Here is an 11,727-nt window from a genome sequence, read left to right as displayed (position 1 = left end):
GCGTCAATGTAAAAGAGTTGGTATAAAGTATAGGGACAGCATTGCATATCCATCTTCTTACCATACTCGACTTATGCTATTAAAAAAGCCCCCTAAGGGGCTTTTGTGGACTAGATTGGATAGAATCTATTAATGGTCTTGAGCGGAGCCAGCTCCTGCTGGTACGCGTACATGCTCAACAAGATCTTTAACTTCTTGCGGCGTTTCAGCGGTGACTTTAGACACAGCAAATGCCACGATAAAGTTAAACAGCGCACCAATCGCACCAAACGCATTAGGTTCAATACCTAGGAACCAGTTACTTCCCCAGCTTTGTAAGTAGGTCCAATCCGCGACAAACAAGATGCCTTTGTGTTGGAATACATAGAACAAAGTAATACTGATACCTGCGATCATCCCTGCAATCGCGCCTTCTTTGTTGATGCCTTTACTAAAGATACCCATCATCAAGGCCGGGAAGATGGAGGAGGCGGCGAGACCAAAGGCGAGCGCCACCGTCCCCGCAGCAAAGCCCGGTGGGTTGAGTCCCAGATACCCCGCGACCCCAATTGCCACCGCCATGGCTATCCGACTGGAAAGTAACTCTTTTTTCTCCGATATGTTGGGGTTTATGACCCCTTTGATTAAGTCATGGGATATGGCGGAGGAGATGGCCAGTAGTAACCCCGCTGCGGTAGAAAGTGCCGCCGCTAGTCCACCCGCTGCCACTAAGGCAATTACCCAGTTTGGTAGTTTAGCGATCTCAGGGTTCGCCAATACCATGATGTCTCTATCTACTTTTAGCTCATTAGTTTCCGCACTCGAAGTGTACTGAATTTGCCCATCAGCGTTCTTATCATCAAACCCGAGTAGGCCGGTTGTTTCCCAGTTTTTAAACCATGCTGGACGTTCGTCATACACCAGATGTTGTCCTGATGCAGGATTAACCGTGTCCATTAGATTCAAGCGAGCCATCGCTGCAACAGCAGGTGCTGTAGTGTAAAGGATCGCGATAAAGACCAGTGCCCAACCTGCTGAGGTTCGAGCATCACGTACTTTAGGTACAGTGAAGAAACGAATAATTACGTGTGGCAGACCTGCGGTACCTATCATCAGTGACATGGTGTACACGAACATATTGAGCGTATCTCCCCGCACATGGGTCGTATATTCACTAAAGCCGAGTTCGGTCACCACTTGGTCAAGCCTATCCAATAGATAGACATCGGTTCCAGTCATGGTGCTCCCTAAGCCAATTTGCGGAAGGGCGTGACCTGTCAGTTGAAGTGAAATAAATACTGCTGGAATAGTGTATGCAAGAATGAGGACGCAGTATTGAGCGATCTGGGTGTAAGTAATCCCTTTCATACCACCCATAACGGCGTAGATGAATACGATACACATACCTATGCCAAGCCCAGTGGAGTAATCCACTTCAAGGAAACGACCAAATGCAACGCCAACGCCTTTCATCTGACCGATTACATAAGTAACCGAGGCAATGATAAGACAGGCAACCGCCACTACTCGCGCTGTTTTAGAGTAGAAGCGTTCGCCAACAAATTCTGGAACGGTAAACTTACCAAACTTACGTAAGTAAGGTGCGAGCAGTAGTGCTAGCAGTACATAACCGCCGGTCCAACCCATCAGGAATACCGAGCCGCCATAACCCATAAAGGCAATCAGACCTGCCATTGAGATAAACGAAGCTGCTGACATCCAGTCGGCAGCGGTTGCCATACCATTGGCAATCGGGTGTACGCCGCCACCGGCTACATAGAACTCTTTAGTGGTACCTGCGCGAGCCCATATTGCGATACCTATGTAGAGCAAGAAAGTTGCCCCGACCACTAGGTAGGTAATTGTCTTAAGATCCATCTTTATTGCTCCCTATTCTTCTACGTTAAATTCGCGGTCAATTCGACGCATCTTCCACGCATAGTAGAAAATAATGCCCAAGAAACAGTAGATGGAACCTTGCTGTGCAAACCAGAATCCGAGTTTGTAACCACCAAGTTGGAATTGATTGAGTTCGTCTACAAATAAAATACCGCAGCCAAATGACACAACAAACCAGATCACCATTAGGCTGATCATGAGTCGAACATTCTTGCTCCAGTAGGCTTTGGCTCGTTCTTCATTTTCAAACGCCATTGCCGTCTCCTTACGTTCGTTTGTTAATAAAATGTTTCAAACATACGATAGCAGTGGGAGGTTAATAACTCATTTGAACTTTGGTCTTGAGTGAGTGAGATGGAAAATTCATTAAAATCAGTGGTTTATTGTGGTGTGCTGATAAAGTGTGAACTGGGGTTTGCTGGATATTAGCCAAAGGTCTAATAAGGGCAGAGATCAGGAAACGGATTTATTTCCTAATCAAAGGGATAGAAACAGCTTAGGATTCAATATCAGATTGCTGTAATAAGATCACTGCTTGGGTGCGATTGGTGACCCCTAATTTGCGGAAAATTGCCGTCATGTGGGCTTTGATTGTGGCAACGGATACATCCAGTTCGTAGGCAATTTGTTTATTGAGCAGACCGTCAGCAAGCATTGCCAATACTTTGTATTGTTGTGGGGTGAGTGAAGCCAATTTATCGGTAATGTCGCTATAGCGTTCTGCTTGTTTGGCTAATTCAGCAGGAAAAAATTGGTCGCCATTTAATACTTGGTTGAGAGCACTGATTAGGCTGCGCATATCGGTAGACTTGGGGATAAAACCAAAGGCGCCGTGGCTTTTAACTTGGCTCACTACCGAAGGTTCTTCACTGGCAGAGATAACCACCACCGCGATGTCTGGAAATTCACTGCGCAATTGCATTAAACCAGACATGCCATTCGCCCCCGGCATTTTTAGGTCTAACAGAATCAGATCCACATCGTCTTGTTTACGCAGTAAATCGAGCAGGCTATTCAGAGAGTCCGCTTCCAGTAGGTTTGCACCACTAATAGCCATGTGTACCGACTGAAATAATGCATTTCGGAAGAGGGGATGATCGTCAGCAATAACAATCGTGTAAGTGGCATCCATATCACTTGTACTCATGTATAAAATGGGAATCTAAGTGATTATTGATAGTTTTATATTGATGAACAAGAATCGGTCACTAAAACTCTGGCTCAGCTCTATATTTATTTGCGCTAGAAGTAACAACGCCCACTTAATGAGTCAGTGGGCGTCTCTTTTTGAGTGGCTAATCCGTTTATAGATTAAAGCGTTTATAGATTAAAACGTTTATAGATTAAACCGCTGCAGATGACTGAGGAAAGGTTCAGCCTTAACAAAACCGGTTAACCTAGCCGCCGGTAAATGCTGACCTTGCGCATCCCAAAACTCGATAGTCGGCAGACCTAACACGCGCATATGTTTTAATAGCTCGATGTCTTGCGGCTGATTTTTGGTGACGTCCGCTTGTAGCAGTACAAATCCGCTGAGCTTTTGTTCCACATTCGCCTCATGGAAAGTGTATTTCTCAAACTCTTTACAAGCCACGCACCAATCCGCGTAGAAGTCGAATAATACGGGCTTACCTGCCAGTTTCGCTTTGGCTAACTCTTGTTGCAGGTCTTGAACTGTGGTGACGCGAATAAACTCAATTTGCGATTGTGGCGCTTCGACTTGGCTATCTAGTCCTAGCAGTTTGTTCCAAACCGGTTGTGCTGAGCCAACTAAGCCAAGTACCGCAACAATACCGATAAGGCTTTGCTTCCAACTGCCAAACGGCAGATGATTTTTAGAATGATACAGCCAAGCAAAGAAGCTAATACCTAAAATAGACCAAAGTGCTGTGATCCATTGCTCGGCTAAGATTCGCTCTAAGAAAAATAGAGGTGCAGCCAATAGTACAAAGCCAAATAGCACTTTAACTTTATCCATCCATAGGCCCGCTTTTGGTAAGAAGCGGTTGCCAAATACCGCCAGACCAATCAGAGGTATGCCCATACCTAATGCCAGCGCATACAAGGTGATGGCTCCGGTGAACAAATCGCCCGTTTGTGCCACATACAATAGCGCGCCAGAAAGAGGGGCCGTGGTGCAAGGTGAGCACACTAAACCGGATATTACGCCCATTGCAAATGCGCCCAACCAACGTCCGCCGGTTTGTTTATTGCTGATTTCGTTGAGCTTGGTTTGCAGGCTACTTGGCAATTGCAGGTTGTATAAGCCGAACATAGATAACGACAGCAATACAAACAGCACGCTAATGGTGATCAGCACTGCTGGGTGTTGCAACGCCGCCTGAAACTGCATGCCTGCCGAGGCGACAACAAGCCCGAGCAAGGTGTAAGTCAGCGCCATCCCTTGCACGTAAATGAAAGACAGTGACAGTGCTCTAGCAGGAGACAGTTTGCCGTTGCCTAATACGATACTGGTTAAAATTGGATACATTGGCAGTACGCATGGTGTAAATGCCAAGCCAATGCCGAGCACCAAGAAGATAAGTGGTGTCCAGATTGAGTCGCCAAGCATTGCCGCCATATCACTTTCGCTTTTTGGCTGTCTCTCTTGAGGGGCGCTCTGTGATGTGATTGCGGTATTCGTAGTCACCTTAGAAGAGTCGATCTTCGCTACATTATCGATAGCTTGCAGACCGATGACTTTAGTTTCTGGCGGGTAGCAAAAACCGGCTTTGGCACAGCCTTGATATTGCACTATGAGCTGTGAGTGTTCGCCTTGCCCAGTAATAGGCACAGTGATGGTGACAGGTTCTGTGTAGATATTGACTAAGCCAAAAAATTCATCTTGGTATGGCGTGCCGTCTCGCAGTGATAGCTCACCTAAGGTGGCATTTTCTGCACTGACATTAAATCGAGATTGATACAGGTAGTAGCCATCGGTGACTTGCCAAGTTAACTGAACTTGATCGCCTTGCTGAATAAAATCAAACGGAAACGCTTGATCAACCCGCACAAAGCTAGGTTGCCCAAAGCTGGCTTGATCGAAGTTATTAGCAGGTGCAGGGCTTGATGGCGAGTTTGATTCGCTATTGAAGGCTGCCAAGGTTGTCTGCGAGAAACAAAGTAACAAAAGTGAGATAAAAACAGCGCGCATAGTATTTGTATCAATTAGGTTCAGATAACTAGTAGACCCGATAGTAGCCGATTAAGTTTCGTTCGCCTACTGACTATCATGAGCTTGTTATTTTTCTGCGCTGTTTGGCAGGCTTTTACCATTTACTGAGTAGGACAAAAGAAAAAGGGGCACTTAAATGTACCCCAAAATAATCTCGATTGAGAGGTTAGATAAACAAGCTACCAAACATAAAGCCTAGCGCAACTGAGGTTGAGATTGTCGCAACGCCTGGAATAAAGAATGGGTGGTTGAAGACATACTTACCAATGCGTGTTGAGCCGGTGTCATCCATTTCTACTGCGGCTAACAGTGTTGGATAAGTCGGCAATACAAACAGTGCACTTACCGCCGCAAAAGAGGCCACTGCCGTAAGTGGCGCGACACCAATAGCCAATGCCGCTGGCATTAACGCCATTGTGGTTGCCCCTTGTGAATACAGCAACATAGACGCAAAAAACAGGATTAGCGCTAACATCCAAGGGTGGTCGGACAGGAGTGCACTAGAGAACTCTTTAATGTCATTCACGTGTGCATTCACAAAGGTTGAGCCAAGCCAAGCAACACCCAATACACAAACACAAGCGGTCATACCTGAGCGGAAGGTGGCTGCCGCAGGAATCAATGCTGCATCAATTTTAGAGGTCAGTACGATGACGGCCGCCGCGCCTAGCATTACTGCCATAATGGCTTCGTTACGACCAATGGCCGGATTTTCAATTAAGCCGACTGAGCCAGAAATTGCCGCTGCGTATGATACAACCAGCACGATAGCACCTAAGAAGATATAGGTAGCACGTTTTGCTGTTGGTAGAATTTCACGTTTATGTTCTGCGGTATTGAGCTTAATCAGTCCTTGCTCAAGACGCTCTTGATACACAGGGTCGTCTTTCAGCGGGCAACCAATAAAGTTTGCCACAAATGCACCCACCATACAGGCAATAAAAGTAGTTGGTATGCAAATGGCGAGCAAGGTTAAATAGCTAACGCCTTGAGGCTCTAGCATAGTAGAAAAAGCCACTACAGCAGCAGAGATAGGTGAAGCTGTGATAGCAATTTGAGAGGCGACAACGGCAATTGAAAGAGGTCTAGAAGGGCGTATGCCTTGGCCTTTTGCTACTTCAGCAATAACAGGGAGCGTGGAAAATGCAGTGTGTCCAGTACCTGCCATAAGGGTCATTAGGAAGGTAACGATAGGAGCATAAAACGTAATGCGCTCTGGATTTTTGCGTAAAAAGTTTTCTGCAATTTGTACTAACCAGTCCATACCACCGGCAACTTGCATGGCGGCAATGGCGGTAATCACCGACATGATAATTAAAATAACGTCGATAGGGATGTAGCTTTGGCTAGTGGGAACACCCAGTCCGATAGACAGAGCGATGACACCTAAGCCACCGGCAAGGCCAATTCCTATTCCTCCAATTCTGGCACCAAGGTATATAAATACCAAGACGACCAGAAGTTCTACTATTAGCATACTTGTTTTCCTTTGAGTGAGTTGATTTTAAGAAAGAAAAGCTCAAAGTCGGAACTTTGAGCTCTAGAAATTTTTATTAGAATTGTGGTAAGTATAGAAGTGAGTTTTCTCTAGACAAGAATGTACTCACCTCTATTCACGTTGCATGATTGCTCGATATTAATCGAAGCGTTTTGCTCGATACTGTGGCGTCATTAGGTTCTCTACAGAGAAAATATCTTCCAATTCAGCTTCGGTAAGCAGTCCGCGCTCTAGTACAACCTCACGGACGTTCTTGCCTGTTTCAGCACAGATTTTGCCGACAATATCCCCTTCATGGTGCCCAATGTATGGGTTTAGATAGGTCACAATACCGATTGAATTAAATACGTGGCTTTCACACACTTCTTTATTCACGGTAATGCCGTCAATACATTTGTCGCGTAGGTTCACGCAAGCATTGCTAAGAATATCTAAAGACTCAAACATGCTTTGTGCGATAACAGGTTCCATCACGTTAAGTTGTAGCTGACCGCCTTCGGCTGCAAAAGAGATGGTGTTGTCGTTACCTAATACTTTAAAGCAAACTTGGTTAACCACTTCTGGCACTACTGGGTTTACTTTGGCTGGCATAATTGAAGAACCCGCTTGAAGTTCAGGTAAGTTGATTTCATTTAGACCTGCGCGAGGGCCAGATGATAGTAAGCGTAGGTCGTTACAAATCTTCGATAGTTTTACTGCTAGGCGTTTAAGTGCGCCGTGCATCATTACGTAAGCACCACAGTCAGAGGTTGCTTCAATTAAGTCTTCAGCAGGTACACACTCTAGGCCAGTAACATCAGCCAATGCTTGTACCGCTAGCTCTTGATAGCCTTCAGCGGCATTTAAGCCAGTGCCGATAGCGGTTGCGCCTAAGTTTACTTCTAGCAATAATTTTGCCGTGTACTGTAGGTTACGAATCTCTTCTGAAAGCGTTACCGACCAAGCTCTAAATTCTTGTCCGACTGTCATAGGCACAGCGTCTTGTAGCTGGGTACGACCCATTTTTAAAATGCTGTTGAATTCGGTGCTTTTCGCGTCAAATGCCCCTTTAAGGTACTCAATAGAGGTAATGAGCTTGATAACACTGTTGTACACTGCAATACGGAAGCCCGTAGGGTATGAACAGTTGGTGGATTGGCTTTTATTGACGTCATCATTTGGGTTGATGATATCGTATTGGCCTTTTTCTTTGCCCATCAATTCCAGCGCTAGGTTAGCAATAACTTCGTTGGCATTCATGTTGACCGAAGTGCCGGCACCGCCTTGGAAAACATCGGAAGGGAATTGATCCATACAGCGCCCTGTATCAAGAATTACATCACAGGCTTTAATGATATATTCCGCTACGTCGGGTTTAAGCACACTAAGTTGATGGTTGGCGATAGCTGCCGCTTTTTTAGTCATGACCATACCGCGAACAAATTCAGGTACATCAGAGATGGTCATACTAGAAATATTAAAGTTTTCAATCGCACGTAAAGTATGGATGCCATAATAAGCCTCGGCAGGAACATGACGTTGGCCAAGGAGATCTTCTTCTATACGAGTTGCTGACTGAGTAGGAGTTGTCGTCATAGCATGGACCTTTATTTTTCTTAGTGATATTGAATGTTTGATAGCGCGATTAGGGTGCGCTGAACAATAAGTGATGAGTCCATTCGGCAGTTTTTTTGGTGTAAAAATCAGACTAGATTTTGTGAAGCTCAATAATACTAAACTGTGCCTAAAAAACTCATGAATGGATCACTTTTGGCACCTAAAAATAGACAAGTTTATTAGAGATTGTAACTGAATTGCTCTAGGAGTGAGGTGACTCACACATGAGATGGACTAAGCGTTATATAACAATTGAGCTTGCACCCTTTTTGAGCTTAAACTGAGCACCTAATTTTGAGGAGGATACGTGTTTCCTATTTTATTGTTGTTATTTATATTGGTGCCAATAGTTGAGATTGGCCTATTTATTCAAGTAGGTGGATTTCTTGGTGTTTGGACGACAATATGCCTTGTCATCTTTACCGCTTTGATTGGTGCTTCTTTGGTGCGAAGTCAAGGTATTGCGACTTTGCTTTCGGTGCAATCTCGTCTACAACAAGGTGAATTACCTGCTCAGCAAATCGTTGAAGGTGTGATGTTAGCGGTCGCAGGTGTGCTTTTACTGACGCCTGGATTTATGACTGATACTTTAGGGATGATTGTTCTATTACCTAAGCCAAGAGCCATTATTGCCAAGCAATTGATGAAAAGAGTGCAAGTTAATGGCATGCATTCTGGTTTTCATACTAACGCCGGACAGGGCAATCCATTTCAAAACCAAGATAAAGGTGACGGAAATGTGTTTGAAGGCGAGTTTGAGAAAAAAGACGACCAAGATAAAGATCGTCTAAATTAATGCTTTTTAAGGAGGCGCTGTTTATTCAGCGCCACCAAAGTCCATTTGACGCCATGCTTCAAAAGCAATAATGGCGACCGCATTGGATAAGTTGAGTGAACGACTATCCGCCATCATTGGAATACGAATGCGTTGTTCCATTGGCATAGACTCAATTAGCTCAGCAGGAAGTCCGCGAGTTTCGGGTCCAAATAACAGTACATCCCCCGCTTGATACTGAGGGTCGATATGATGACCTGTGGTTTTAGTCGTACAGGCAAAAATTCGGTAATCCCCATCTCTTTCATTTAAGAAGTCGATAAAAGCTTGATAGTTCTTGTGGCGAGTAACGCGTGCAAGATCGTGGTAATCAAGGCCTGCACGTCTCACTTTCTTCTCTTCTAAATCAAAACCTAAAGGTTCAATCAGGTGCAAGTTGGCACCACAATTGGCACTCAGTCGAATGATGTTACCTGTGTTAGGCGCAATTTCTGGTTCGTATAAAGCGATATCAAACATAAGTGGTCACGTAGTTAAAATATATAGGGGCAGTATATACCCAAATAGGCTCTGGGTGCACCGCCTCCAATCGTCACTTAATTTGCTGCGCTGTTATGCTTGAATAGGCAAGTGTACTGTCATTTTTAGTCCACCTAAGGTTGAGCCTTTACTGGCTTTAATCATACCGTTGTGTTGCAAAATGGCATTCTCGGTGATTGCCAAGCCTAAGCCCGTGCCACCGCTGTCTCTGTCTCGCGCGGTAGAGACGCGATAGAAGGGACGGAATATGCTTTCTAGCTCATCGTCTGGCACGCCGGGGCCGTCATCTTCGACGACAAAGATCACTTGGTCAGCGGTCACCGAAAACAATACACTGACTTGCGAGTGACCATAACGAATCGCGTTCCGCACTATGTTTTCAAAGGCGCTGGTTAATAGCTTTTTATTACCAACTAAAAACACGTCTGGTACTGCTTCAAAGGTTAAGTCAATTTGGTTTTGTTCTGCTTCAAATTGAGCATCGGATAAAATATCGTCCCACAGTGAAGGCGCATCAATGCGAATACGGTTGTGGTGACTGTCAATTTGCATGCGGGATAAGTCCAATAGATCTTTGATCATTTGTTCTAATCTTTCCGCTTCTGTCTCAATGCGTTCTAGTTCTTTTGATGTACCTTGTTTTCTGGTTGCCAGTGCGTTTGCCATGCGTAGGCGCGTTAATGGTGAACGTAATTCATGTGAGATATCCGAAAGTAACTTTTGTTGACCGGAGACCATTTGGTTGATGGATAGCACCATCTGATTAAAGCTGGCCCCTGTTTGTTTAAATTCGTTGGTGCCTTGTTCAAGGCTAGGATCAACTTCAAATTCACCGCGTGTGACACGTTTTGCTGCATCTTCTAGTCGACGAGCGGGGCGACTTAAACTCCATGCACTGAGTAACAGTAGCGGGGTGCTGATGATCATAATAAATAGCATCAGCTTAAACGGTGCATCTAACAGTAGATACAAAAGGGGAGGCGATCGTTTAGCGGTAAAGCCGGCGTAGATTCGATAATTTTCACCATTTACAAAAATAGGGAAAGGCCCTGCCACCATATAGCGACCAAATAGTTTTTGACTGGGTTCTTGGGCGTTGCTGTATTCTGCTGCCATGGCTTGCAGAGCTTGACGTTTAGCGCCGTGTTCTCTGCTGATTAAACTCCCCTCAGAGTTGACCAGATACAAGCGAAAATCTTTACTACCAAAACGGCGACGTTCTAATGTTTTCAGAGCGCGAGAAGGGCTAGAACTGTGGTTTAATTCTAGCTCCACGGTATTTACTAGATGAGTGATTTTATGCAGCGCAGAGCTATTGATGGAGTGCGATTTACGTGGGTCGAGTTTTTGTAAGCCAAGCACTGCCAGTAGCACCATTAAAATGGTGAACCAAAAAATGGCAAAGATGCGTCCATAAAAGCTGTTGAACTTAGGCAGCTTCATTTGCTGGTCTCGACAAAAAGATAGCCTTTGCCGCGCAGTGTTTTGATGCGCGGTTTACCATCTTCTCTTTCAGGCAGTTTTTTACGTAAATTTGATACGTGCATATCCACCGCTCTATCAAATGCAGCAAGGCGTTTGCCGAGCACTTCGACACTGATGCTCTCTTTGGTGAGCACGCTCCCTGGATGACGCAAGAAGAGCTCTAACAATGCAAATTCAGTGCTAGTGAGATCAAGTAACCTATCTTGGCAGTAAGCTTCTTGAGCGCCAATATTTAGCTCAATATCGTTAGTGGTTGTGTTGTTGGTTTGCGGGGATTGATTACCTTGAGTGCGACGTAAAATTGCTCTGATTCGCGCCAATAACTCTCGGTCACTAAATGGTTTTGGCAAAAAGTCATCAGCGCCAAGTTCTAACCCTATCACTCGATCAACTTCTTCCCCTTTGGCGGTCAGAAATAAAACCGGCGTTTGCCATTTTTCACGCAGGTGTTTGAGCATCTCCATGCCACTCATTTTAGGCATCATGATATCAAGCAGTATTAAATCAATGCTGTCATTGATAGCCGCTAGTCCTTCTAAGCCATTGTTGGCTTGGGAAACCGTAAACCCTTCATAGGTCAATATATCTTCCAACAGAGCGGTTAGTTCGGTGTCGTCATCGACTAGTAAAATGTGTGGCATAAAATTCAATCTCACTCTGCTGGATATCTGTTGATGCTTAGATTGTACGAGTATTGTAAAGGAGGGGGGAAGTGATTTACTTATCTTTACGTTTTGCATACCGCACTTTACAAACAGACTATTATTCTAAAGTCATCTA

10 protein-coding genes are annotated in these 11,727 nt (G+C 44.9%); 1 reads left to right on the top strand and 9 read right to left on the bottom strand.

Annotated features, from left to right (window positions below):
* Positions 1-129 precede the first annotated feature (129 nt).
* The 6 genes from OCU38_RS11770 to aspA form a co-directional block, all read right to left on the bottom strand.
* On the bottom strand, positions 130-1,857 hold the full coding sequence (locus tag OCU38_RS11770) for a sodium:solute symporter family protein (RefSeq protein WP_021714614.1): 1,728 nt from the start codon (positions 1,855-1,857) through the stop codon (positions 130-132).
* A 12-nt stretch (positions 1,858-1,869) separates the two neighbouring features.
* A complete protein-coding gene (locus OCU38_RS11765; RefSeq protein ID WP_021714613.1) occupies positions 1,870-2,133 on the bottom strand; it encodes a DUF4212 domain-containing protein in 264 nt (87 codons plus the stop codon).
* A 241-nt stretch (positions 2,134-2,374) separates the two neighbouring features.
* Positions 2,375-3,010: a response regulator transcription factor gene (locus OCU38_RS11760; RefSeq protein WP_021714612.1), complete on the bottom strand. Its 636-nt coding sequence runs from the start codon at positions 3,008-3,010 to the stop codon at positions 2,375-2,377.
* A gap of 204 nt (positions 3,011-3,214) precedes the next feature.
* Positions 3,215-5,032, bottom strand: a complete 1,818-nt coding sequence (locus OCU38_RS11755) for a protein-disulfide reductase DsbD (RefSeq protein ID WP_261823191.1) — start codon at positions 5,030-5,032, stop codon at positions 3,215-3,217.
* 187 nt (positions 5,033-5,219) lie between these two features.
* A complete protein-coding gene (locus OCU38_RS11750; RefSeq protein ID WP_261823190.1) occupies positions 5,220-6,530 on the bottom strand; it encodes an anaerobic C4-dicarboxylate transporter in 1,311 nt (436 codons plus the stop codon).
* Positions 6,531-6,689: 159 nt separating this feature from the next.
* The gene (gene aspA, locus OCU38_RS11745) at positions 6,690-8,126 is read right to left on the bottom strand and encodes an aspartate ammonia-lyase (RefSeq protein WP_261823189.1); all 1,437 of its coding nucleotides are present in this window, start codon (positions 8,124-8,126) and stop codon (positions 6,690-6,692) included.
* A 328-nt stretch (positions 8,127-8,454) separates the two neighbouring features.
* Between aspA and OCU38_RS11740 the strand changes: the two genes are divergently transcribed.
* A complete protein-coding gene (locus OCU38_RS11740) occupies positions 8,455-8,943 on the top strand; it encodes an FxsA family protein (protein WP_261823188.1) in 489 nt (162 codons plus the stop codon).
* A gap of 21 nt (positions 8,944-8,964) precedes the next feature.
* Here OCU38_RS11740 and OCU38_RS11735 read toward each other — a convergent pair whose 3' ends face one another.
* The 3 genes from OCU38_RS11735 to OCU38_RS11725 all read right to left on the bottom strand — a co-directional run bounded on the left by OCU38_RS11735 (position 8,965) and on the right by OCU38_RS11725 (position 11,588).
* On the bottom strand, positions 8,965-9,441 hold the full coding sequence (locus OCU38_RS11735) for a tRNA (cytidine(34)-2'-O)-methyltransferase (protein ID WP_152822330.1): 477 nt from the start codon (positions 9,439-9,441) through the stop codon (positions 8,965-8,967).
* Between the two features lie 93 nt (positions 9,442-9,534).
* Positions 9,535-10,905, bottom strand: a complete 1,371-nt coding sequence (cpxA, locus tag OCU38_RS11730) for an envelope stress sensor histidine kinase CpxA (RefSeq protein WP_261823187.1) — start codon at positions 10,903-10,905, stop codon at positions 9,535-9,537.
* Positions 10,902-11,588 carry a response regulator gene (locus OCU38_RS11725; RefSeq protein ID WP_261823186.1) on the bottom strand — a complete coding sequence of 229 codons (687 nt, stop codon included), beginning with the start codon at positions 11,586-11,588 and terminating at the stop codon, positions 10,902-10,904. The genes cpxA and OCU38_RS11725 overlap by 4 nt, the downstream gene beginning before the upstream one ends.
* Between the last annotated feature and the right edge of the window lie 139 nt (positions 11,589-11,727).

It is taken from the genome of Vibrio neonatus, assembly GCF_024346975.1.
GTDB classification, from domain to species: domain Bacteria; phylum Pseudomonadota; class Gammaproteobacteria; order Enterobacterales; family Vibrionaceae; genus Vibrio; species Vibrio neonatus.
Note: the sequence above shows the minus strand (reverse complement) of the source record. Positions and strands in the feature narration are given on the sequence as shown.

Excerpts from the sequence above, each read along its gene's own strand:
- OCU38_RS11770 (WP_021714614.1), bottom strand. The coding sequence starts at position 1,857 with ATGGATCTTAAGACAATTACCTACCTAGTGGTCGGGGCAACTTTCTTG.
- OCU38_RS11765 (WP_021714613.1), bottom strand. The coding sequence starts at position 2,133 with ATGGCGTTTGAAAATGAAGAACGAGCCAAAGCCTACTGGAGCAAGAAT.
- OCU38_RS11760 (WP_021714612.1), bottom strand. The coding sequence starts at position 3,010 with ATGGATGCCACTTACACGATTGTTATTGCTGACGATCATCCCCTCTTC.
- OCU38_RS11755 (WP_261823191.1), bottom strand. The coding sequence starts at position 5,032 with ATGCGCGCTGTTTTTATCTCACTTTTGTTACTTTGTTTCTCGCAGACA.
- OCU38_RS11750 (WP_261823190.1), bottom strand. The coding sequence starts at position 6,530 with ATGCTAATAGTAGAACTTCTGGTCGTCTTGGTATTTATATACCTTGGT.
- aspA (WP_261823189.1), bottom strand. The coding sequence starts at position 8,126 with ATGACGACAACTCCTACTCAGTCAGCAACTCGTATAGAAGAAGATCTC.
- OCU38_RS11735 (WP_152822330.1), bottom strand. The coding sequence starts at position 9,441 with ATGTTTGATATCGCTTTATACGAACCAGAAATTGCGCCTAACACAGGT.
- cpxA (WP_261823187.1), bottom strand. The coding sequence starts at position 10,905 with ATGAAGCTGCCTAAGTTCAACAGCTTTTATGGACGCATCTTTGCCATT.
- OCU38_RS11725 (WP_261823186.1), bottom strand. The coding sequence starts at position 11,588 with ATGCCACACATTTTACTAGTCGATGACGACACCGAACTAACCGCTCTG.